General features: G+C 45.1%; 20 protein-coding genes. 15 read left to right on the top strand and 5 right to left on the bottom strand.

Going from position 1 to position 23,972, the window contains the following annotated elements:
- Positions 1-33: 33 nt before the first annotated feature.
- Genes maf through GX089_04640 form a run of 3 tightly spaced genes read left to right on the top strand, consistent with a single transcriptional unit; the run spans position 34 to position 2,295 of the window.
- Entirely contained in the window at positions 34-654 is a 621-nt protein-coding gene (gene maf, locus GX089_04650; GenBank protein NLP01763.1) for a septum formation protein Maf, read from the top strand.
- Positions 641-1,531 carry a helix-turn-helix domain-containing protein gene (locus tag GX089_04645; GenBank protein NLP01762.1) on the top strand — a complete coding sequence of 297 codons (891 nt, stop codon included), beginning with the start codon at positions 641-643 and terminating at the stop codon, positions 1,529-1,531. Before maf ends, GX089_04645 begins: the two co-directional genes overlap by 14 nt.
- Before the next feature lie 2 nt (positions 1,532-1,533).
- Positions 1,534-2,295 carry a TatD family hydrolase gene (locus GX089_04640; GenBank protein ID NLP01761.1) on the top strand — a complete coding sequence of 254 codons (762 nt, stop codon included), beginning with the start codon at positions 1,534-1,536 and terminating at the stop codon, positions 2,293-2,295.
- Between the two features lie 63 nt (positions 2,296-2,358).
- Here GX089_04640 and GX089_04635 read toward each other — a convergent pair whose 3' ends face one another.
- The gene (locus GX089_04635; GenBank protein ID NLP01760.1) at positions 2,359-2,787 is read right to left on the bottom strand and encodes a GNAT family N-acetyltransferase; all 429 of its coding nucleotides are present in this window, start codon (positions 2,785-2,787) and stop codon (positions 2,359-2,361) included.
- Positions 2,788-3,381: 594 nt separating this feature from the next.
- On the opposite strand from GX089_04635, the gene GX089_04630 reads away from it, so the two are divergent.
- The 9 genes from GX089_04630 to GX089_04590 all read left to right on the top strand — a co-directional run bounded on the left by GX089_04630 (position 3,382) and on the right by GX089_04590 (position 11,419).
- Entirely contained in the window at positions 3,382-3,684 is a 303-nt protein-coding gene (locus GX089_04630; GenBank protein ID NLP01759.1) for a hypothetical protein, read from the top strand.
- A gap of 261 nt (positions 3,685-3,945) precedes the next feature.
- Positions 3,946-5,022 (top strand): histidinol-phosphate transaminase, encoded by a 1,077-nt coding sequence (gene hisC, locus GX089_04625; GenBank protein NLP01758.1) that lies wholly within the window; start codon positions 3,946-3,948, stop codon positions 5,020-5,022.
- 193 nt (positions 5,023-5,215) lie between these two features.
- On the top strand, positions 5,216-5,806 hold the full coding sequence (gene hisB / locus GX089_04620) for an imidazoleglycerol-phosphate dehydratase HisB (protein NLP01757.1): 591 nt from the start codon (positions 5,216-5,218) through the stop codon (positions 5,804-5,806).
- Positions 5,807-5,811: 5 nt separating this feature from the next.
- Positions 5,812-6,894 carry a hypothetical protein gene (locus tag GX089_04615; protein NLP01756.1) on the top strand — a complete coding sequence of 361 codons (1,083 nt, stop codon included), beginning with the start codon at positions 5,812-5,814 and terminating at the stop codon, positions 6,892-6,894.
- 136 nt (positions 6,895-7,030) lie between these two features.
- Entirely contained in the window at positions 7,031-7,873 is an 843-nt protein-coding gene (locus GX089_04610) for a hypothetical protein (protein NLP01755.1), read from the top strand.
- A gap of 96 nt (positions 7,874-7,969) precedes the next feature.
- A complete protein-coding gene (gene rimO / locus GX089_04605; protein NLP01754.1) occupies positions 7,970-9,268 on the top strand; it encodes a 30S ribosomal protein S12 methylthiotransferase RimO in 1,299 nt (432 codons plus the stop codon).
- 52 nt (positions 9,269-9,320) lie between these two features.
- Positions 9,321-9,611, top strand: a complete 291-nt coding sequence (locus GX089_04600; protein ID NLP01753.1) for a zinc ribbon domain-containing protein — start codon at positions 9,321-9,323, stop codon at positions 9,609-9,611.
- Between the two features lie 14 nt (positions 9,612-9,625).
- Positions 9,626-10,621, top strand: a complete 996-nt coding sequence (gene obgE, locus GX089_04595) for a GTPase ObgE (GenBank protein NLP01752.1) — start codon at positions 9,626-9,628, stop codon at positions 10,619-10,621.
- Positions 10,622-10,738: 117 nt separating this feature from the next.
- Positions 10,739-11,419, top strand: coding sequence for a hypothetical protein (locus GX089_04590; protein NLP01751.1), 681 nt, complete (start codon positions 10,739-10,741; stop codon positions 11,417-11,419).
- A 41-nt stretch (positions 11,420-11,460) separates the two neighbouring features.
- Here the strand turns inward: GX089_04590 and porU are convergent, their stop codons facing one another.
- From porU to GX089_04575, 3 genes are all read right to left on the bottom strand, one after another.
- Complete coding sequence (porU, locus tag GX089_04585; GenBank protein NLP01750.1) at positions 11,461-15,483, bottom strand: type IX secretion system sortase PorU; 4,023 nt, start codon at positions 15,481-15,483, stop codon at positions 11,461-11,463.
- Between the two features lie 329 nt (positions 15,484-15,812).
- A complete protein-coding gene (locus tag GX089_04580; GenBank protein NLP01749.1) occupies positions 15,813-16,280 on the bottom strand; it encodes a hypothetical protein in 468 nt (155 codons plus the stop codon).
- 174 nt (positions 16,281-16,454) lie between these two features.
- A complete protein-coding gene (locus tag GX089_04575; GenBank protein ID NLP01748.1) occupies positions 16,455-17,519 on the bottom strand; it encodes a glycoside hydrolase family 5 protein in 1,065 nt (354 codons plus the stop codon).
- A 304-nt stretch (positions 17,520-17,823) separates the two neighbouring features.
- On the opposite strand from GX089_04575, the gene GX089_04570 reads away from it, so the two are divergent.
- From GX089_04570 to GX089_04560, 3 genes are read left to right on the top strand one after another with little or no spacing between them, the layout of a single operon-like run.
- On the top strand, positions 17,824-20,382 hold the full coding sequence (locus GX089_04570; protein ID NLP01747.1) for a YjgP/YjgQ family permease: 2,559 nt from the start codon (positions 17,824-17,826) through the stop codon (positions 20,380-20,382).
- On the top strand, positions 20,379-20,783 hold the full coding sequence (locus GX089_04565) for a response regulator (GenBank protein NLP01746.1): 405 nt from the start codon (positions 20,379-20,381) through the stop codon (positions 20,781-20,783). The genes GX089_04570 and GX089_04565 overlap by 4 nt, the downstream gene beginning before the upstream one ends.
- On the top strand, positions 20,770-22,518 hold the full coding sequence (locus tag GX089_04560) for a diguanylate cyclase (GenBank protein NLP01745.1): 1,749 nt from the start codon (positions 20,770-20,772) through the stop codon (positions 22,516-22,518). The genes GX089_04565 and GX089_04560 overlap by 14 nt, the downstream gene beginning before the upstream one ends.
- Before the next feature lie 72 nt (positions 22,519-22,590).
- Here the strand turns inward: GX089_04560 and radA are convergent, their stop codons facing one another.
- Positions 22,591-23,958: a DNA repair protein RadA gene (gene radA / locus GX089_04555; GenBank protein NLP01744.1), complete on the bottom strand. Its 1,368-nt coding sequence runs from the start codon at positions 23,956-23,958 to the stop codon at positions 22,591-22,593.
- Positions 23,959-23,972 lie beyond the last annotated feature (14 nt).

Below are 23,972 nucleotides of genomic sequence, written 5' to 3'. Positions count from 1 at the left end.
ACAGATTTTGCCCCCACCGGGTATTTATAGATTATGATAAAATGGCAGAACCCCGGCAGAAGGATAATTCTGGCATCCGGCTCACCTCGACGGCAACAGATACTCTTACAAATGGGTTTTTCATTTGAGACAATACCACCGCCTACAATCGAGGAGCGGCAATACATTGAACCAACGAATCTGGAAGGATCTGTTCAGAAGCTTGCCTCCCTGAAAGCCGGCATAGTCTCAGGTAATTATCCGGAGTCCCTTGTTCTTGGAGCAGACACAATTGTAGTGAAAGACCGGGAGGTTCTTGGGAAACCCCGCGACCGTCAGGATGCTTTCAGGATGTTAAAAGGTCTCTCCGGAAGATCTCACGAAGTGATCACCGGTATTGCCCTTCGATGTGAGGAGACCGGCTTTTTCGAAAGCGGTTTTTCTTCCACAAAGGTATTTTTCAGGGAAATAGGTGATGAGGAGATCGATGCATATTTAAGCAATGATGAATACAGGGACAAAGCTGGTGCTTACGCTATTCAGGGAAAAGCACTTATATTTGTTGATAGGATTGAGGGCTGCTATTACAACGTAGTTGGCCTTCCGGTAAGTAACACAATATCTCTATTCAAGGAATTCAACGTGCGAAAGGAATCCGCAGATGTCAGAGAATAATCAGAAGGATCTCACCAACCCGCCGGAGAACTCAGGTGAAAGGGCAGGAGATATCCTCAGGAAAGAACGGATCAACCGTCGTATCACAATCGAGACGATCGCCAAAGATCTCAAGCTGAATGTTAATTACATCAAATCTCTGGAAGCGAGTGAGTATGAGTCACTTCCCGCGGATCCCTACGTGCGGGTTTATCTGAGATCATTAGCCAAGTACCTCTCATTGGATCCTGATGAGATTCTCAAGAAATTCTACATGGAACGCGGTATGAGCATTGACCAGTACGGCTGCGATCCATCGAACAAAATTCAGGTTTCGATGAGAGAGAAAGAGGAAAACAGAAGCCCGATGCTTATTATCGCGGTGATCCTGATTGTGCTCCTTGGTGCTTTCAGCTTCTTTGCGAATAAGAAGGGATGGATTTCATTTCCGGATTCTTCCTTTTCCACAGATTCTGCAACCACCACTGCATCAGGAACAGTGGTAAACGATTCAATTCTTGATGACAGTCTTTTTTCCGGTGCCCCCGTACAGCCATCAGACAGTCAGGTAGCAGTGGACACATCTGCGGTAGCAGCAGTTGACACTGGAATGATGCGTCTGACGATCACAGTTACAGGTGATTCAGTGTCGGTTCAGGTCTTCTCGGATGGAAAATCATGGAAAAATATTATCTATAATGGCGACATAAGGGAGTTTTATGCCCGCGACAGTCTCAATGTCCAGGTCGCCAACAACACCAAAGTAAAGTACGTTTTCAACGGCAATGAACTGCAGGTCAAAGGGAAAAACATGGTGATTTTCAAACTGAATAAATTGGGTAAACCAATACCCTGGTCTACCACCAGATGGAACACCACTTTTAAAGACCGTCTCTGACCATGTGGATAGACTCCCACGCTCATCTCTACGATTTTGATGAGAGAGAGGTTGAAGAACTGCTTGCGGAGGCCCGGAGGGAGTCTGTTTCCTGCGTTCTTTCCACGGCCACCAGTTTACAGACTGCCCAAAAGGTGATCTCCCAGTGCTCCTCATTCAAGGAAATTTACGGAGCAGTGGGAATCTCCCCTTTTGATGTGGAATCGCTTGATGAGAACTGGGAAACAGAGCTCTGTGCATTGCTGGACAATCCGGGAATCATAGCAGTCGGTGAAATCGGTATTGACAACACCAACCCCTCTTATCCTCCACTTCAAAAACAGATCCCGGTTTTCAAAAAGCAGCTTACCATTGCGCGTGAAATTGACAAACCTGCGGTTATTCACTCACGCGGTGCTGAAATCGAGGCTTTGGAGATCTGCATGGAACTGGGAATCAAAAAAGTCCTGTTCCATTGCTTTACAGGAAGCCGCGATTCACTGCTGAAGATTATCGAAGCCGGATACTGCATTTCATTTTCGGGTATCGTAACATTTAAAAACTCGCCTCTTACAGACCTTGTTCCGCTTGTCCCTGGTGATCGTCTGTTTATCGAGACGGATACCCCCTACCTCGCACCTGTTCCATTCAGGGGAAAAAGAAACAGACCCGGCCTGGTGCGTTATACCGGTGAAAAAATAGCGGAAATCAGGGGAGTGACAAGTAAAAAATTGATGGAGATTCTGGAGGAGAATTTCGGGAGATTCTTTGGGGTGAGTGTGTAAAGGGTGTTGTTGCCTCATTTTTATTATTCAGGTTTGGCGTCTCCTGTATCGATCGTGTTTCATTCAAAATCTGATTCTATAAACCTGGTGCATTTTACCCTTAAATATCGTTTCCTTTTCCAATGTCAACCCATTCTTCTCTGCCACCCGTATGGATTGCCTATTTTCCTTTAGAATGAGACTAATAACTGAGGATAATCCCAATTTGTTTTTTGCATAGCCTATGCAGCCTGCTGCAGCTTCAGTCCCGTACCCTTTACCCCAGAACTCATCATTGATTCTGTACCCAACTTCGATTTCCTCTTTTCCATCGATGGTTTGCTTAAACAATCCGCATATTCCCAGGAATCTCATATCGGTTTTCCTTATCACTGCCCAAAAGGATAAACCATCCTCACTCTGTCTTTTCTGAACTTCATTAAAGAACTCTTGAGCCTCTTTCCTGTTCAGTGTTTTTGGGAAAAATTTGTGGACTTTAGCATTTGCTAACAATTCTGCTAATTCCTCGAATCTGTTTTACTCAATTGTTTCAAGAATTAATCGTTCTGTTTCGAGTATTTTCATCTGGTTTACTCCTTATTCTCTGCGCCATATTAGCCTTATAAGCATTTCCTGACGTCATCTCTATAGTAATTTGCGACGTACTCGTCTGGTCTCTTAACGAATAAAACACAAAATACCTGTCTTTATACTACTATGCAAATGTCCGCATTCAAATACCCGCATTTCTCTTTGACCGGGTATTAATTTACGTCAATAATCAAAATAAATTACCTGTTTAATATAACTTGTAAATACCATTAAAATCTGTTCAATTGATTAGGTATAATCCGGAATCAGCCTTATCCATAGAAGAAGGCAGTACTTATGAAAAAGTAATGTGCTTGCTCATCTTTTTTTTTTCAGGTGTATCGACATTATTTCATGATTGTGATTTCGGGCTTTCCTCTCATAATGGGCCATTCGTAAACAACGATTCAATATCAATAGATACCACCATTATTACACACCTGGATACATCCATTGTGGTCACCTTTACAGTTAAAGTCTGGGAATGGGATATGCAATCGGGGTCATTCTTCGATATTGCCGACGCAAAAGTTTATTTTTTCGAAGGTCTATGCTGACACTACCCATTACAATGGCAGCCCGCTACGTGATTCGATAAAGATTATCAGCTCTTATCATCTTACAGACTGTATCAGAACCGAGTATATCATCAAAGAATATGACAACAGGGTTTATATAACGGCTGATATCATTTCTGATGTCGGTGCTTCCAGGTTATACTTTAAAACCCTGCTTAACAGATACAACGGTGTACTTCCTGATCCAGCCTGGCCAGGCCCAACCATTTACCTCTCAAAAAGAGCTGATGATCAGTCCTGAACTGGTCTGCTGTTTAGTTAAAGAAACAGACACAAAAATTCCAAATCCACCCGAAAATGGCCCTGAAAGGTGACAGAAACCTTTCAGAGCCTCGCGTCCTGTTTTATTTTCTTCTTTTTAACACAGGAAAAGTGAATATGTGGGTTGTATTCCTCTCTCTGGCGATTTTGGCTGTTTTCGTGCTCCTGTTCTACCTTCTTGTAGAACTCAACGAGCTTGAAAAAAAGGTCGTGAGTTTTTCCGAGGAGATAAATAAACATTATGAAAAGTGAAGATGCTCTGGGTCTGATAAATAAAAGTATCCGTTCTCTTCAGGCCTATCACCTCGAGCCTCTGGATCTGCCTGTAAAGCTCAACCAGAATGAAAATCCCTATGACTGGCCAGAACCGGTAAAAAAGGAGATAGCAGAGTTCTGCATGAACCGTCCCTGGAACCGCTATCCCCCATTTATCCCTGAAAATCTCAAGGAGAGGGTGGCTCAGTATGCCGGTGTTTCTCCTGAGGGAATTATCATCGGAAACGGTTCCAACGAGATGATCCTTATCCTGATGCTCTCACTGATGAGCAGGTCAGCGAAGGTCATAATCTCACAGCCTACATTTACCGTCTACAAACTTCTCTCTGACGGGCTTGGCGGAGAAACGCTTTGTGTAAGTATGAAAGATGACCTCTCTTTTGATGTAGATTCGCTGAAAAAAGCGTGCAGAGACAAACCGGGATCGGTTCTTATCCTCTGTTCTCCCAATAATCCCACCGGCGGTTCTCTCAGCCGTGAAGAGATCGAGGAAATCCTGGATGTACACACCGGATTCTTTATCCTGGATCAGGCATACGTGGAATTCGGCGGTTTCAACGCCATTCCCCTTATAAGCAGGTATCCTAATCTTATAATAACCCGCACATTCTCAAAAGCCTTTGCAGCAGCCGGTTTACGTCTGGGTTATATGATCGGTTCGCCAGAAATTATAGCAGAGATTAATAAGATTAAGCTGCCTTACAACGTGAACTTCTTTTCCGAGCATGTAGCATCGGTTCTGATCCGGAACCGTCCTTTGCTCGATAATACCATAAAGGAAATTATCTCAGAACGTGAGAGCCTCCTGCAGGTTCTCCGGAGTCTTCCTTTTGACAACGTTTATCCCAGTGAATCGAATTTCATTCTTGTCAGAACAGAAACGAAGCAGGCCCTTTTCGATTTTCTGAAATCAAAGGGTATTCTGATCAGGGATGTATCGAAGTATCCGATGCTTCAGAATTGCCTGCGGATAAGCATAGGTAAACCAGAGGAAAATGCTCTGCTTAAGGACGCACTCAGGGAGTACTTCAGCAGCAGGTGATTTTTTTGAATTGCAGTTGTAACCTGATTCATTGTAGAATTTATTGATATTTTATAAACTTTCAACTGACCGAAACCGGTCTGAAGATCTGGATTCAGAGTTTATAAATCAATCAAAAGGATAATATATTTTTTCCTTTTTCAAATCTGACCTCTGATCTCTGAACTCTGACCTTTGACAAAGTGAGTTTTTTATGACCAGAAAAGCAAAAGTTGAGCGAAAAACCAGAGAGACAGACATAGTTCTTGAACTTGTTCTGGATGGAAGCGGCAATTCCGAAGTGTCGACCGGAAACGGGTTTATGGATCACATGATGGTTCTTTTTTCCCGTCACGGGCTTTTTGACCTCAAGCTCACATGTAAAGGCGACACTCATATTGATTTCCACCACAGCGCCGAAGACATCGGAATCTGTCTTGGAGCGGCATTCAGCCAGGCGCTTGGTGATTTCAAAGGGATAACCCGTTACGGCACAGCTTATGTCCCCATGGATGAATCGCTTGCAAGGGTGTGCATTGACATTGCCGGAAGGCCCAATCTTGTCTATTCCGTAGAGCTGACAGATCGCAAAATCAACGATTTTGACTGTGATCTGGCTGAAGATTTCTTCAAAGCTTTTACAGACAATTCAAAGAGCACTGTCCATGTCGATCTTCTACGCGGCAGAAACAGTCATCATTCGCTTGAGGCAGTTTTCAAAGCATTTGGCAGAGCGTTGTCTGAGGCCTGCGCGATCAATCCCCGCGCCGCAAACCAGATCCCATCAACCAAAGGTGTGATGTAGCCAAGATGTTCAGAAGTGCATACTGTTTAAGGGCTTTTCTTTTTTTGCTGATTCTCATTACAGCTGCAATAGCTGAGGAAAGCCCTGAATTCAAGATTCTCAAATCCATTAAAGCACCTCAGGATCTCCTTTTCCCTCATTTCCCGCCCAGATATTGTGCCAGGGCACATCTCTCAGGAGATGTAGCAGAGGAGATGGCCACAGCCATAAAGAACCTCCAGCTCGAATCTCCAGTTTTCAGGGAGTATTTTGACGGCAAGGAGTTTCATCTTTATCTGGCCAATTCTAATTATCCTGAACAGACACGGGAACTGCTCTCAGGTCTTCTCAATCCTCTTGAGCTGATCAACATGGCTGTAGAGTCGGTTATCAAATACAAATCGGAAAAAGGTTTTGCCGAGCTGAGAGAACAGGCTGCAGCAACACATGAAATTTCAGATACAGACGGGAGGTCTGTTTACAGAATAAAACTGACCCCTCGTAAGGAGTATTTCGGGTACTCTTATAATGATAATGGAGCATATATAGATGAATCCTGGCTGAAGGAGTTGACCGTTGTTGTTGATTCCTCATCCGGACTTGTTTATGAAATCGATGCGCGCAGGCAGGACAGGCATTACACAGTGGAAGCGACTGAGAAGCCGGCTGCACGGGAGATAATTCTCAAATATGTTTTCAGTTACGAAATCAGAAACGGGATACCACTTCCCTCGGAGATGAGTTTTTTCACCAATGATGAACCGGTACTTGAGATAAAGGCGCTATATGGAGAATTTGGCAAAGAAACAGTATTTACCAGGAAAACGATTTGCGTTCAGCAGGAAAGCCAGAAATCCTGCCTGGATATAGGGTACACGGACTTTAAAGGGAAAGCCTGTCCGTCATCAAAAAAACGCGACACAAAGATTTACAACCGAAAGCTTGAGAAAGCGGCTTTACTTTCCAAAAAAGCTGCTGATCTGCTCAGAAACGGCAATATATCATCTTCAACCAGCGTATTAGAAGAACTGATTGAGAAATATGGAGATACTCCACAGGCTGTAGAGGCAAGAAGACTGCTGGCAAAACTGCCGCCTCAATTGAGGTGATTTCTTCTTTATGCCCCAACAGCCATTTTTCATTAAGTTTATAATGGTAAAATTCCGATATATATTATAGACTTATATATTCTCTAAATCCGGGAATTATACCGATTTGAATCTTTGTCCGATAGAAGGAGGAGCTATGCTTCCCGTTAGAATCCTATTTACAGGGATTATTGTTACTGTCGTATTGCTTGGATGCGGAAAGAAAAAAGTACAGGAAGAGATCACAGATATACCATCACTGGAAACATCAAGTGTTCCCGATATTTTTGATGAGTTCTACAAGGATGAAACAGAAACTCAGGAGATTTCAGAGCCAAAGGAAACAGAAAAGCCTGCCAAAGTGAAATACTCCTCCCCATCCACATCCTACTCTTCTGCAGAGATATCAGAAAGCGGAAGGTATGTTCTTCAGGTATCGACAATCAAATCCAGGGCATTTGCCGATGAGATCGCCGCGAAGCTTAATGAGAAAGGTTTTCCGGCCTATATTGCAGAAGTAAACAATCCCACTCCACAGCTCCCGGGAAAATACTACCGGGTCAGAATCGGATATTTCCAGACTGTATCTGCTGCAAGAAACTACGGTGAATCCGTACTTAACCCGGCAGGATATGATTACTGGGTTGACAACAAATCCAATGACAATGTAGGTATCGAGGGATACGGAATGGGTGAAGGTGCCTATTACGGAACACCATCTTCAAGCTCATCTTATATGGCAACGCCGGCTCCTGTTGCCAGCGAACCTCAGACTATTCAAACGGAACCTGTCTCACCTGTGACATCGACTCCGGCTGATGTACCACCTGCTCCCGCTGAAACCCCGTCATCTGAAATCAGTACATCAGTTGAACCGGCAGCGGCTGCACCTGCTCCGAGCACACCAGAACCAGAACCAGCACCTGAGCCGGCACCAGCCCAAAAGGAATCCGGCAGTAATCAATGGGGTGATGAAGAGTGGGAATCTGAGTGGAAATAGAATAAATTTCGACACGTATTAACAGGGATTGCGGTTTTTACCGGAATCCCTGTTTTATTTTTACAGGAATTTTCAAAAACGGGAGTTATTATTTTTATGCCTGGAGTAGCGCTGCAGAATCTCGGGTGCAGTAAGAATCTAATAGACGGAGAGAGAATCCTGGGATTCTTCCGGTCATCAGGATTTGAACCGGTGCAGGACATGCGTGAAGCAGAGATTATCATAGTCAATACCTGCGCATTTATCCGTGAAGCACAGGAAGAAGCGATAGAGACAATTCTGGAATCCGCTTCCTATAAAAAAGAGGGAAAATGCAGGACTCTTGTGGTAACAGGCTGTTTTTCCCAGCGCTACAGAGAAGAAGTTGCCGGCCAGTTTCCTGAAGTAAATATATGGGCTGGCGTTGACGACTGGGAAAAAGTTCTTGCAGAGCATTTCGCCAGCAGTAAACAGGTCTCTTTTGAACGAGAACTCATGGAACCTCTTTCAACCCAGTATATCAAGATAGCTGAAGGATGTTCTCACAAGTGTTCTTTCTGCGCCATACCTTCTATAAGGGGGCCGTTTAAAAGCAGATCCCCTCAGTCTATAATCGAGGAGGCGGTCTGGCTTTACAGCAAAGGCGCAAGAGAGCTTATCCTTGTCGCCCAGGACACATCATTTTACGGACGGGAATCAGGTTTTACCCTCACTGCACTTCTTGAGGAACTGCTCAAGAAGACATCATTCCACTGGATCCGCATGATGTATTTACATCCACAATTCGTTGATGACTCGCTTCTGAAGTTAGTCGCATCAGAGAAAAGAATCTGTCCCTATTTTGACATCCCTCTTCAGCATATTTCCGATCCGATACTGAAAAGCATGCATAGATCTCCCCTTTCGGCAGGTATTTACAAATTAATCGAGAGGATACGGTCTATTGTCCCTGATGCCGCACTGAGGAGTTCATTTATTCTGGGATACCCCGGGGAGAAGGAAAATCACTTCAATGAACTGCGTAAATTCATTGAGTTCGCCCGCTTCGACAAACTTGGTGTTTTCCCATTCTCTCCTGAGCAGGGTACAAGCGCATACAGCATGAAAGCACGTCCCCGGACATCTACAACTCAGAGACGTTGCGAGGAACTGATGCTTTTACAGAGGGAGGTCAGCAGAGAGATAATGGAAAGTAAAATTGGAACGAGCATTGAAGTTATAGTTGACTCTGTATCAGAGGATCCGGATTACAATTTTGAGGCACGTTCCAGATCAGATGCACCGGAGATCGATGGAAAAGTATTCATAAGCAGCGGAAGTTATGCTCCCGGAACTTTTGTAAAAGTAAAGATTTTCGGTGCCGGAGATTATGATCTATTCGCTGAGTCTCTGGACAAGGGATGCGATTGTTTATAAACAGGGGCAGGAATTATTTTGTGTCTGCCAGAAATTTAAAGGAGTCGTGGAAATGCCTACATACGAATATGAGTGTGAGAAATGCGGACACGTCTTTGAAGAGTTCCAGAGTATCAATGCCAAGCCGATTGAAACCTGTAAAAAGGAAGGTTGTGGTGGTTCTGTGAGGCGTCTCTTTTCTCCGGGAGCAGGTTTTTTGTTTAAAGGCAGCGGTTTTTACATCACCGATTACCGTTCCGATTCTTACAAAAAAGGTGCCAGCAGTGAAAGCACAAAGACATCAAGCTCCTCATCCAGTTCTTCAACAAGCTCCTCATCTTCTTTGTCGAAGAGCACAAGCTAGAGTGCTGTAAAATCATGTTTATTGATGAAGCAGTCATTAACGTCAAAGCTGGAGACGGGGGCAATGGGTGCTTCTCCTATGAGCGCCTGAAGTACAAACCTAAAGGAAGCCCTGACGGTGGAGATGGGGGGCGTGGTGGTCATATCTATGTTGTGGGTTCCACGCAAATTCACACTCTCCAGGATACTGCTTACCGCCAGCACTATAAAGCCTCCCGGGGCGAACACGGAAAAGGCTCGAGAAAATTCGGAGCCAAGGGTAAAGACATCTTCATACCGGTACCACTGGGAACTGTTATATACGATGAGACCAGCAATGAGATAATTGCAGACTGCCTCAAAGAGGGTGAACAGATTATCGTGGCAAAAGGGGGACGCGGCGGCAGGGGTAACGGATCACTGGTGTCGCCCAGAAACCCCAATCCGGAGAGATCTGAACCAGGAAAACCGGGAGAGGAGAAAAAACTCCGTCTGGTCCTTAAGAGCCTGGCTGATGTAGGGCTGGTTGGAAGACCCAATGCGGGAAAATCCACTTTTCTCACAAAAATTTCCAGAGCCCGTCCCAAAATTGCCGACTATCCATTTACCACAAAAGAGCCTCATCTGGGGATAGTAAAGATGCCATGGGGACATGATTCCTTTGTGGTCGCTGACATTCCCGGTCTGATCGAAGACTGCCACAAGGGTAAGGGTTTGGGAATCCGTTTCCTGCGTCATATCGAGCGTACGAAGGTCCTTGTCATTCTGGTAGAATCTTCTTCTGAGGACCCTGTTGCTGATGCAGATGTGCTGATAGAAGAAATGGGACACTACAGTAAAAGTTTATTGGAAAAACCCAGATATTTTATTCTCACTAAAACTGATCTCTTAAGCGAGGATAAGACTCAGAGGATTCCTGAAGGGTGGGGAGCCATGTCTGCTGTGACCGGAGAGGGTGTTAATGAGGTAATCGCAAAGATAAGTGAATTAGTGATCAAGAGCCGCAGAGAGAATCCGGATGTGATTTGCTGAAAACCTCCAATTTCCCGCAGATTTTTCCTTTTCCACACTGAAACAGCCATTTCCTTAAAACGCGATGATGTGCCATTACTACTAAGCAGTTAAACCCATCTCGAAAGGATTGTTTCTATGAAAAGGTTTTCAGGATCTGCGCTATGTTTTCTGGTGCTTTTTACCGCTGTTCAGGGTCAATCAATCAGGGCATCAAAACCGACTCACTATTTTTATACCCCTGCAGCTTACGTCAATCCCCCTTTTCACCTTGTTTTAAGCTTTCATGAGATATCTTTCAGCCTTCCAGCCAATCTTCAGTTGCAGGCATCGATCCTGGATAATATCGGGAGGGTAAATTTCGGAGCAAAATTTGGAATTCTTCAGAACTTTTCTCTGGGGGGCGGTTTAGCGTACAATCTGGTCCACATTGGGAATGGAGTCCATGGAATCACGCATCCAGCCAAACCCAGATTTGGTTTTTTCCTTACTTATGGCTTTGTGCAAACAGAGAAATTCGAATTTGCAGCCACTCCTCACACACAGATTGGAGAGCGGTTCTCCATTGGAGGAGATTTGGGAATGATGCTGACACCGCATGAGTTCTGGTCCGTGATTTTGGAATTCGGTTTATCAGTTGATACCAAAGATGGTCTGGTATATATGAATACTGACGGCGGGCTCAGAATTCATCCGCCAAAAATCCCATTCCTTTCTTTCGATGCTGGGATAGATCTGGAAGAATTTGCGGTAAACAATAATCCATCACCTACAGTAACCGTGTTCTTTGATGTAATCTTCGCGATGATAGTGCGCTAACCCGGTCTTATCTGTATCTGATGAGTGAATCAGTTTTCCGTCTATCTTGGCGGATGGATTATCAGTTTTTTGACCTTGCTTTTTACCGTTTTCTGAATCACAGGTGAAGTAGCTATTACCTGGTAGAGATAAATATCGGGTCCCAGGAGATTACCGACCTGATCCCTTCCATCCCATACCTCACCGTTTCTGGCATTTTTAAAGACCCTGACCACTTTGCCACTGAGAGTGTAGATCTTAATTGCAGCCAGCACATTCATCTGATTGTACTGCTGAGCGGTATTGGAGGGATAGAAATAAAACCTTGTACTTCTGCCCATTCTCATAGGATTGGGATAATTAAACACCTGATTGAGAGTGAGGTCAGTTTGATCTGTAATAACCAGTGTGAAAGATCTCCCGGAGAGGTTGCCAAGCAGGTCCTTTGATGTGATTTCAAGAGTATACTGCCCTGTTTTCAGTGAATTTTCCTCGAAGGCGATGGTTGCGCTGCCCCTTCTGTAATCACCCTCCCTGAACTGAAATCTATGATTAATATTTCTTCTGCTGAGAGTGCCCTTTATCTCCATTGTCAAGCCCTCATCGGGACCGGTCCCGGAGGCATCTATCCCGCTTTCATCAAAGAAATCGATTTCACACTTAAGCGGCAGTAGTGACACTATTTTATCAGTAAAGCTAGCACCGGCAGAAGCCATCTCAGGATTGTCATAAACGGGGCGGATCGTGATTCTTGGGCCTGAAGTATCATCAATGCTCGAAATTTTTTCAGATCCATGAAACACTATGTCATTTTTAATACCCAGTGCGACACTGCTTTTCCCATCTCTCCAGGCGTATGCAGTCAGTTTAACACCCGGTTTATCAAAAGAGATGTTTCTGGGTACAAGAACGACCTGCTCGAATTTACCATTGCGCACCTGAGTTTTTCCCTGGAAAACCGGTGTCCCTGGAAGCAGATATTTGAGATGGTTTTCAATATTCCCCCCATCTTTACGCATCGCCGAGTCCGGGGAGTTAAACAATCCGATCTGGACATAAGCAGGGCTGTTTCCGGAACCGTAATCCGTGTTGATTGAGCCATTCTCCCGCCTGACACTTCCAGAGATGGTTATTGTCTGCAGAGCCTTAATGGTGTCCACCGATTTGTTCTTACTGTTTTTTACCACAATGTCAACTTTGCCGGATCTCTTGATCATACGTATTGACGGGTCTCCAAGGACACAATATGTGCGGTGGTTCTCGTAAGGATCGATTATTTTGGCCGCAACAAGAGCCATCCCGACTCTGCTTGTGTCTGTTGACTCCATAGCCTTATCAAACAGGAATCCGTAATAGTAGGAAGCAAGGTTCTCATTTGAATTTGCATAAGCCAGCCTGGTGCTGGATACTGCGGCAACAGCCCCAGCATTCTTCGCTTTTACAAACGCTTCTGAAAGGCATTCGACACCGGGGATGTCAAATTTTCCAACAGAGCAGGAAAAGGATAACACCACAGGGTACCTTCTGGAGTTGTACATAGATGAGATGTCTTCATTTCTCAGAATATGCTCATCTGCCCACAAATTATCGGAACCATGGCCGAAATAGTTAACCACTCCCACACCATTATTGATCTCATTAATTATTGCCCTCGATGCCTCAGGCTTTTCCCAGGCATTATCCCACTCGTATTCGTAAAGGTATACTTTTTTCATGTCAATATAAGGCCAGTGTGATTCAATTATACCGGCAATCCGGTCTGATGAAATATGGTGAGGCGTCATGGAAACTATGGGATCCTCCTTGTCTCCCTGCATATCATCATCAGCCACAAACAATGCCCGGTTGCGCCAGTCCCCAAAATCCGCCAGATTTGGATCCTCTGTTTCCTTGATTTTTCTGACTATAGCCTCAGCCTCATCATGAGTGGAACATGGAATACGTCCGATTGCCAATTGCGGATTGTTTCCTTTTTTAGTATAAGTAAAGTAATCCTCGATTACCCTGTCACCGGAATAATAAACAGGAATAAGAGGAGAAGGAGCTCTAATTCCTTTATAATCATAATGCCCGGTACCCATCAGGATTAAAAAAGAGGGTGAACGGGGATTTTTCCAGTTCCTCGAAACATAAGTCACAAAATTCCGGATAGCTGTCGGGTCGGTGTCACCACCCGAAAAGAACCTGTATACATCATTGACCCTGACCACAACCGGCTGAAATCCTACTGAGTCCTTATGCTCAGCCAGTTCCTGTGCCTGAGAGAGGAAATCAGGATGAGTTATAATGATAAAATCGGTACCATTGCTGGTATTCCTCAGGTCTCCGACAGTATATCGGCTCCTGGGGAGATTCGATACGAGAGTCATTTCGGGCATCTGCTGGAGTACCCGCTCGGCACAGATAAAGTACCTTAATCCGGAGCCACCGGTATCCACCCAGGTAACCGACTCTCCCCTGCCATTGCGAATTGTATCTACAAGTGAAACATTTTTCTCATCCGTGGATAATCTGAAAATGTAAACCAGATCATCAGTAAGTATCCTGAGGTTATAGCGATGGATAAATGCAGAGTCTGATGAATAAACAGTATAACTTGAAAGAGAATCGGCTGTGAGAGTTCGCTGGTATTTGACCTGTACATCCTTTATTTCAACTGCAGATTTGATGTTGCCCGGGTCACCACTGAAGGTTATTCTGAAATCACCATTACCGATATCGTTGAAAGAATAGTATTCACCTGATTTACAATTGCTATAAGAATTCTTCCCCAGCGATATATTGAAACTGCCTCCGGCGGTAGGCGGCTGGGTTGTAACTTTAATAAAAACATCAGAAGATTTAACTGGTTGCGACAGGTTGAGATTCAAAGAAAATGATGAATTCCGCGAGGAAAGCTTTGCCCAGATCCACTCCAACCCGCCTGTTCTTTCCTCGTCCTTTGTCGGTTGCTCAAGTGAACGCTTGTACATGATCCTGTCATCAAAAGAGTCCAGAGTATCCAGAGCACCTTTTGCAGACTGAAAGACACCTATGCTTCTACCGTCACCATTTGACACAGTAAGCCAGTAATTGCGGTAGTCATCATAGCGGTCGAGTCGAAAGATAAATTCGTTTCTCCAGATCCAGTCCGATGCGCCACTTACATGAGCCAGGAAAAAATCATCCTTGTCTACAATGCCATTTCCATTCTTATCAACCCTTAAAAGCGGAACCTCTTCGATACCATCAGGAATAAACCCCTCATCGGCAACAGTATCCGGAAGTTCTCCTTTCAGAGAGGCAAAAAGCTTTACCTTCATTAGAGACACATCCCCAAAGAGTTGAACGATCCTGCTGCCGGGGATTTTTAGAATTCCATTTTCATTTATTGTCGCTTCGTTTGTACCACTGCGCCCGTCCCCGATTTTAAAACTGTAAACTTTATTGCTGAAACTTAAAGGAAATTTCTCAACAGTAGTCTTCTTAAGATGCCCCCCCGCATACCATCCTGAGGCGACCTTAAAATTGCAAACCAGCCTGCTTAACATGCCTTCATAATGAGAACGCGCAGATATTTTACCTATTCTGTAAACGGATGGCGGGAAAGCAATCCTGCAGTGTCCTCTGGTCACCATCTTCAGTGTGTTTGAAGTCCTGTCGTAAAGGAAAGGTCTGATTACGATCCGGGCAGTACGCATATCACCAAGCTGAGAATAAACAGGCTGAGATATCCACTGAGAAAACTTTACTTCCGGCTGACGTTCCTCAGGGCTGTCCGGATGTACCTCAATCTGGTTGTTCAGTCTGATTGTCTTGAATTCTTCAGCCACAAAGTTTACCGAAATGTCACCTTTCGGGGGTACTCCGATCAATACAGTGTAACCAGGTATAGCCGGTTCACCGCTTCCACCTGTCACTGTGTTCTGTCCACTGAAATAAAGCTGGGTATAGAGATGTCCCTTATGCAGAACAGAGAGAGTATCAACTTCTTCCATCACCCAGTTGAAGGTACATCTTTCAGAAGTGTTTTCAGTCACAGTTACCTGTGCTGACAACCTGGTAAACAAGCATATAGCGAGAAGAATCCAGATTTTTTTATGCATTCGAATTTCAATTTAAATGGTTAAATGATTAATTGCCGGTATGTGTTACCTGGACAGTGTGTAAAGATAAAAATAATCTCTGGTCTTAAAAAAGCCGAAGAATATGGGTAGAAGAATCCGGGAGAGCGAAACGACTGCAGCCGGTGTTGGTAAACCCCGGAGAATTAATCTATAATCCTCTTCCACACATGGCTCTATGTCTTGCCATGCCGCCCCTCTTTCACCGGAGCCATGATGGTGCAGCCTGGATTATTTTGCACAACAGGCAAGATTATACACCGTAAAGATTTTTGCGCACCTATTTCTGAACGATCACACCCTGAGATATGTTATGGCGAGGGGATGCGAACCTGACAATATACATGCCTTTTGCACCTGAAGGCACGCCATGCAGTAGATGCATCAACATCAGCAGAGCCCAGAAGTTTTCCATTCACTGAGTAAACCGGAACATGAGCAGGTAGCTTCGATTCAATCGAGATAAATCCTGGTATACTCTGGCAGGAGAAGATGCTCTGTTTTGATGAACCCGTAACAGGCTTAAATTTCACACCGACATTCCTGGTGCCGGAGGTCATCACGTAGATATAGTTACTGGGTGTGTATGCATAAGCGATGGGGCCATACTCCTTTGTTTCCCAAACATATGACGTGTTGGTGGTGTTAGAAGTGATCTTGACAAGAACGGCCTGAAACGAGCCCAAACCGGTAATTACTGTCCCTTCCGCAATAACTTTAGCATTCTGTGTCTGGGAGTAACCGCTTACAGTATACGTAGAGCTCCATGTCTTACCCACATAATGGGGCAACCCCATGGGCAAATAGGGAGAGTTTGTAGTTTTATACCGGCTGACTCCGGCACCAACACCTGAATCTCCTGAGCAGCTGTCCTCTGTTTTTTTCTAAGCTTTGTTTTTCGTACCTGTAATTCTTTACCTGGTAGATTTTGCACATCTGTTTTGGGGATCCTGTCAGTTTCCCCTCAAAATCGAAAGCACCTCGTAATTTATCCTCTCAGGATTGCTGTATTGCGGAAGATTCTGATGCAGACTCTCTCCTCTGGAGATGATGCCGAAATCCAGGTTTTTATAGTTCCAGTATGAGAAACCGATTTCCAAATCTTTGAGCACAATCAGCAAGTCTTCAAGCCACCTGAGCTGAGCCTGCAGCGGTACCGGCGCATACACCCCGAACTCATCACAAACAATCTCTACCTTGTACTTTTCACGAAAAGCAGTTACATTCTCGAGTTCTTTTCTAAACCGGTCCCTGTCCCAGTACCCATCCGACATGACAAGGCCGTATTTACGTATGAACCCATTCCCGTAATCACCGGGATAATCCCGTTCCTGCTTTATCTCCGGCTCATTTACCCATGGGGCATTCTGATGAGTAAAAAGGAGCGGCTCGTAAAAGTGAAAACAGTAGATAACCGAATCGGTATCGACAGGTGTTAAATCCTTAAAAGTTGAAGGCCAGTTCCACATATTCGAGCCTGTGATAATCTTGTTTCGCGGGGCGTATCTGCGAATATTTTTACATAGTTTATCCTTGATTTGATTCCATATCTCTGCATCAGGGGCAACAGGTTCATTGAGGACCTCGAAAATCACATTTTCCTTATCATTATAACGTTCAGCCAGAAACGCCCAGATCTTTTCTGTCTTTATCAGATATGTTGGGTCTTCGAAGAGTTTCTGCACTGGCTGATCGGTGGATTCGGCGAAATCATGCCCGGGACATTCATGAAGATCAAGAATGAGATAGAGAGAATTATCTTCCGCCCATTTAACTGCGTTATCAATGTTAGCAATCCGGCTTTGGATTGGATTTTCATCCTGATCAAAAAAGAGATAGAAGTCTATTGGAAGCCTCACATGGTTAAACCCCCATCCTTTTACCTGCGCGAAATCATCATTGCCCAGAAAAGTTTCCATGTGGAGATCTGTACTCGGGAAAGCTGCCGGGTCCTTCTCTTCTATAGCATCAATCTGGCTTAGCCATCCTCCGAAATTCACCCCTCTGAGTCGGTCCATTTTTTCTCCTTTGAAGTGAAGTAATGAAAGGAGAAAATACAAGATTTCAGAGATGAGTGGAGGGGGTGTTGGGAGTTGGGGGGGGGCATCTCTTAAATGAGGGATAAACTTAAATCGTTAAATCACAAAATCACCTCTGAGATCACCAGCAACTTAAACCATTAAATCACTAAATTACCTCTGAGATAAGAGATTTTATCACTATGTCACCTCCGGAATACTCAGAATTAACCCATAACACCCCATAACAATAGTATTTTCTCTATATTCCTAAACTCTTTTTTTTACCTTTTCCCTTTTTATCATGATCCTCTACCGATACATCATTAAAGAACATATCTTCCCTTTCCTGGTCTCCCTTAGCATCATCGTCTTTCTTTTCGTGATGCAGCAGATGGTTGTCCTGCTCGACAGAATCATCTCTAAAGGACTCGACCCCGCCGTAGTGCTGGAAATCTTCATAATTCAGTTAGGTTGGATTATAGCTCTGGCTATCCCCATGGCTATCCTCACTGCAACACTATGGAGTTTTGGAAGAATGTCAGGTGATAACGAAATCACTTCTATAAAGGCATCCGGACAAAGCCTCTCCCCTCTGATGATTCCTGTGTTTGCTGCTGCAGCGGTCATGGCAGTGATGCTGGTGTTTTTCAATGACCTTATACTCCCGGATGCTAATCACCGTACCGCAAATCTTCTCTCTGACATCTCCAGGAAAAAACCCGCCGCATTTATCGAACCTAAAATCCTTATACGGGATTTCACCGGGTATACTATCTATACCGAAGATGTCGATTCGAAAACAGGGCTGTTGAGGGGAATAAAAATCTTCAGCGATGCCCCAGGCCAGGACCCATCCACTACCGTAGCCGACAGCGGCACAATAAGGATGACTCCTGATGAGAAATACCTTGAGCTGACCCTGTATAATGGTGAAACTCACAGCATCTCCAGAAAGAACAACGAAGAATATTACGTGGGGAAATTCAACAAACAGACTATCTGTATCCAGAATGTTGATTCCAAATTCCAGCGTACTTCCTCTGATTACCGCAGTGACAGGGAAAAAAGCTCCTCGATGATGCTTTCCGATGTAAAGGAGTTGAAAAAAAACAACTCCAGTTTTTACTCCGAATACAGACAAATGCTCGATTCACTCTCATTAAAAATCTCCCGATTCGATTCTCTGAGCGCAAACTGCTCAGATACCCTGCAAGTGCATGATCCCTCTTTCGCCGCCTGGGCTGCAAGAATCGATTCTACCCGCAGATTTTCACCTGTAGAGTTACGCCGGGATATCGACCTCCTCAATCGTCTTCTGAGGCGCATTCGGTCAAATGACCTGATGATCAGCCAGTACATGGTAGAGGTCCATAAAAAATTCGCCATTCCGGTTGCATGTCTGGTTTTTGTACTTATAGGTGCTCCTCTGGGAATAATGGCAAAGAGAGGCGGGCTTACTGTCGGAGCCAGCTACAGCGTGTTTTTCTTTATCGCTTACTGGGCTTTTCTTATCGGAGGAGAAACTATGGCGGACAAGCTGATTATCCCTCCGGCAGTAGCAATGTGGGCTGGGAATGTGATAATTGGCATCTGCGGAGTGGTGCTGATTATTCTCATGCTCAAAGAAACCACTATCCGTTTTGACTGGCTTGTTGCATGGTGGCGCAAGATAGCTGGTAAAGAGCAGAAATTCATGCGCAGTTTGTCGAACAATTTCATTTTCAGAATTCCCGGCTTGATTTTCTGGGCTCCAAGATGGATTACCCGGAAGTTCATTGGTATTCTTCCCACTTACCTGATAGGTCTGTTTCTCAATTATGTAGTCGGGGTTATGGCTGCGATTACCGTTATTTTCATCATCCTGGACTATATAGGCAATCTTAAAAGATTCGAGGGTGTCTCTATAGTAAACATTGCCCTTTTCTACTGGTATTACCTTCCCTGGATAATTCAGATCACTATTCCGGTGGTTCTCCTTCTGGCATCGATGTTCTCCATTGGCAAGCTGGCGAAACTCAGTGAAATAACCGCCATGAAATCATCCGGAATTAATATACGTCAGCTTACATTTCCTCTTCTTTTTCTGGGCATCGTGCTTTCTGTCGCCACCTTTTACGGAGGAGAAAAAATTCTCCCTAAGGCCAACATGCTCCGAAGGGAACTGGCCGACAATATGAAAAATCCGGATGCATCGGGAAAAATATCAGGCGGGATACGGGAGTTCCGTCGCAACTTCTACTACTTCGGAAACCCAAACACAATTTTTGTGTTCCAGGAATTCAGCACTGTTCCGCAGATTGCCCGCAATGTGTGGAGAGAATCATTTGATAACAATAGCGTGGTGCAGAGAATACAGGCTGAGCGGATGATATACGACAGCACAGGATGGCGTTTCGTCAATGGTAAACTCCGGGACTTCAGTGGTCCTGTCCCACGAATAGAACTCTTTGATACTCTGAGAGACACCGTACTTACATCCACACCGGTTGAAATGGTCGAGCGGATTAAAGCCAAAGAGGAGATGAGCTACTGGGAGCTTAAAAGTTTCATCGAGGCTGCCAAAAAACGTGGAGAAAAAGTCAATAAATACATGGGTGAACTGGAATTTAAAATCGCACTTCCTTTCATGAATTTTATCGTGATACTGCTTGGAGTCGCCATTACTGCCCGCACAGGAAGGAAGGGTGGAGCGGTTCTGTTTGGCATCGGTCTGGCTCTCGTGTTCTCCTACTGGCTGATCTCCAGGTTTGCAATAGTGTTTGCCCAGAACGGCCACATGCCTACTCTGCTTGGAGCGTGGATAGGCAATATTATTTTCTTTGTTATCGGGCTGGTACTATATAGAAAGGCTGCCAGATGAACAATACTCTGAAGGTGCTTCTTGTCGATGATAACCATGATACCCTTGATCTTCTGGAGTTGTTCCTGTTTAAAGACTTCGAGGTACTTACTGCCATGAACGGCTTTGAGGGACTTAAAAGAGCTGAAGAGGAAATCCCGGATCTGATTATTACCGATATCATGATGCCAGTCATGGATGGTATCCGTTTCTTTAACAACCTTAAGAAACAAGAGAAAACAAATCATATACCTGTGATAGCCATTACTTCATTTGTAAAAAAGATCACAAGAAAGAGCCTGCTCAATATGGGCTTTACAGGTGTGGTTTCAAAACCCCTCGTTAAAGAAACAGTTCTGGAAACGGTCCGCAAAGCGATTAATTTACCATTAGATAAAAATGTCAAACATGCGTCAATTTAGTTTCCTGCTGCCCGCAGCCACAGTCCTGTTATGCTTTGCATTCTATTTCAGCGGTGGAGACGCTGCCAGAATCGGTGTTCCGCTCTGCCTGGGGGCTTCTCTGGTTATTCTTCTTTTCTCCGGAAGGCGTAAACCGACTCTCAACACCGCTCCTCCTGAAGAATCTCCTCAAGAATCAGCATTCCCAAAAATCTCTCAAAAACAGGTTGATGAGGAAACAGGTGTCGTGCAGATCGCAGCTCTTGGTTCCGAGCATCGCAGAACCCAGTGGCAGAATGTAGAAACCAAAGTCGATGAAATTCTTGACAACTGCATCAAACTGATCAGGGCCAGAATTGACGCACACACTGTGGCTGTGTTTTTTCCCACAATCGATGGGGGATTCAAACTCAGAAGGTACTCATCAAACTGCGAGTTCATTAACAGGGAGGCCGTAATCTATCCCGGTGTGGGCGTTATAGGTGGATTTCTCAAAGACGGGCTGAAGCAGCTTAATCTGAAGGAGATCATGAGCGACAGCATGACCCTCTATTATTACGACAAGGATGCGGGGATACGCTCACTGATGGCCAGTCCCATTATTGCCGGCGGTACGGAACGGGGAACGATTATTGTAGATAGTACAAATAAGAAAAATTTCAGCGATGAGGACCATGCGTACCTCGCACTTGTAGCCTCGCTTCTGGGCCAGGCAGTCTTCAGCACCTATCTATGCACAGAACACAAACTGGAGCATATACGTCTGGCAGCGATGAGCAGTATAGAAAAAGAGTTCTTCAGGAACCTCTCTCTGGACCACATACTTGACAAAATGACAGAGATTATCCCCTTTGCCATTGCCTGTGACCGGCTCACAATAAGCATCAGATCCGAGGATGGTAATAATGCTTCTATCTTGCGCGCATGGGGAAATAACGCGGAGTTCTTCAGAAACCGGCAATTCTCTCTCAAGGATAAAAACCTGGCTGCTCTGACATACGCCAAGGATTTGTGCCTGAGCCGCAATTACTCAAGGGAATACAAGGAGATCAAGTACTTCGATGATGAGCCCAGAGATGAGGAGTTTAACTCCTTTCTGGCGGTTCCGGTGGGTGTTGATGAATGCAAGGGACTGATCCTGGTTGAATCACTGAAGCGCAACGCTTTCGGAGATTCATGCAAAGAGCTTCTCTCCCGTATAGCAACATCGGCAGGTCTGGCAATAGAGAAAATCATGATATTTGAAAAGGCCAGGGAACTGGCCACCCATGACGGCCTCACCGGACTTTACAACCACCGGCAGTTCCAGCAGATTCTGAAAGACGAAATCACACGGGCGATACGTTACAACGACCCTCTCACTCTTGTCATCTGCGATATAGACTACTTCAAGAAAGTAAATGACACCTGGGGACACCAGTTCGGAGATACTGTGCTCAAGGGAGTCGCAACCCACCTCAATGAAAGTATCCGCCAGGGTGTGGACACTGCCTCCAGATACGGTGGTGAGGAGTTCGCTCTTGTACTTGTAAAAACAGATCTCGAGGGAGCGATAGAGACTGCAGAGCGAATCAGATCCCAGATTCACCAGATCACCTTCAAAGCCCCGTCAGGAGAGGATGTACATGTATCCATGAGCCTTGGTATCGCAGCCTACCGCCAGCACGCACGCCATATCGATGAACTCATAAAGAAAGCAGACAAAGCTCTTTACAGAGCTAAGGAAAACGGGAGAAACAGAGTAGAGGTGTTTTAATCCGCTAAGTTTAGCGTTCAAGAAAACTCTGTTTTTTCGGAACCACAATAGGTTGATTTCAATTCCGGAAATTCAGAAAACCAGATCCTGGATATCCCCGATCTTCCTGCATGGTATCAGCTTTACACCAAAGGAATCAGTAAACCAGTCGGAATTCCTCCCCGGTGGAGGCACAATACACTCTTTGAATCCCAGATGTGCCGCCTCTTTGATACGCGGTCCCATGTTACTGACCAGCCGTACCTCCCCGCCAAGTCCCAGTTCACCTGTAAATGCAATATCCTGCCGTATGGGCTTGTTACGGAATGAGGAGAGGACAGCAGCGCAAATTCCCAGGTCAATGGCCGGTTCAGAAACGGTGAGGCCTCCGGCAACATTGAAGAAAATATCATGGTCACCCAGAACTATGCCACCGTGGCGTTCGAGCACTGCAAGCAGGAGTGAAAGCTTTTTGGGGTTTATACCTGAAGCCACACGCTGGGGCAGGCCGAAATGAGATCTGTTTACAAGTGCCTGAAGTTCCACAACCAGAACACGGCTCCCCTCAAGAACAGGAACAACCGATGTGCCCACCTGGGGATTGTGCCTGTTTGTAAGGAAAAACTCGGAAGCATTCGATACCTCGGAAAGCCCGGAGTCGGACATGGAAAGAAGCGCAATCTCACCGGAAGGTCCAAAGCGGTTTTTCACCGCTCTTAACATACGATATTGATAGACAGAATCCCCCTCAAAGTAAAGCACAGTATCCACCATGTGCTCAAGAACTCTTGGTCCGGCTATGGAGCCGTCCTTGGTCACATGTCCGATAAGAAAAAAAACTGTTCCGTTCTCTTTTGCATAACGCAGAAGTTTTGCTGCGCTCTCCCTTACCTGCGCAACACTCCCCGGAGCGCTCTCCATCTCCTCTGTAAAAACTGTCTGAATCGAATCGACCACAACCATCTCCGGTTTGTGCTCCATAAGTATTCCCAGAATCGATTCCACTGCAGTCTCTGTCACCACCTGTACCGGCGAATTTGCACATCCAAGCCTCTTCGCCCGCATCGTGACCTGTTCTGAGGATTCCTCACCGGTAATGTACATCACCTTCATACCGGAATCAGCCAGCCTGGATGCGAACTGAAGAAGAAGGGTCGATTTGCCTATGCCAGGATCGCCGCCAGTAAGGATAAAGGCGCCTTTTACCAGACCTCCGCCAAGCACCCGGTCAATTTCCTTGAACCCGCTTTTAACACGTGCAGTATCGGTCGATTTACACTCGGAGAGAAGCTGCGGCTGTGAAGTAACACCGCTCTTTACCGGCTTTGAACTGCCGCCTGAGGAGATCCGAATCTCGGCAATGGTATCCCATGCACCACAATTATCGCATTTACCGCGCCATTTGGAGTAATCCTGTCCGCAACTGTTGCAGACGTATGCTGTTTTGCTTTTCCTGTTCATACAGATTCGGAAAG

This window comes from Fibrobacter sp. (assembly GCA_012523595.1).
In the GTDB taxonomy this organism is placed as follows: domain Bacteria; phylum Fibrobacterota; class Chitinivibrionia; order Chitinivibrionales; family Chitinispirillaceae; genus JAAYIG01.
Note: the sequence above shows the minus strand (reverse complement) of the source record. Positions and strands in the feature narration are given on the sequence as shown.